The 251-nt window shown below is 58.6% G+C and carries 1 pseudogene; it reads right to left on the bottom strand.

Features of this window, described 5'->3' with window-relative positions:
• Window positions 1-251, bottom strand: a pseudogene (locus QP413_RS10095) (IS256 family transposase); the annotation flags it as partial.

Below are 251 nucleotides of genomic sequence, written 5' to 3'. Positions count from 1 at the left end.
CGGGTCCATGCACCTGTTTTGGGGTCTTTGATCATGGTTTTCTCGTTCATCCATTCCCGGTAGATCGTTGAAAACTCGTGCAGTTGCACACCCCACGCGGCGGCTTCATCCAGTGTGGTGATCCGGGTCAGTTTCAGCGCAAGTCGGTAGATGGTGCGCCCGGCATCGGTGCGTGGGTTGGTGGTGGTGTAGCGGCGGAACTCGCGTTGGGCGTGGACGAGGCAGCGTTGATTTTTCGTAGTCGGCCAGCA

The sequence above is a fragment of the Corynebacterium sp. UMB4614 genome, from assembly GCF_030217065.1.
In the GTDB taxonomy this organism is placed as follows: domain Bacteria; phylum Actinomycetota; class Actinomycetes; order Mycobacteriales; family Mycobacteriaceae; genus Corynebacterium.
This window is presented reverse-complemented; position numbering and strand designations above follow the sequence as displayed.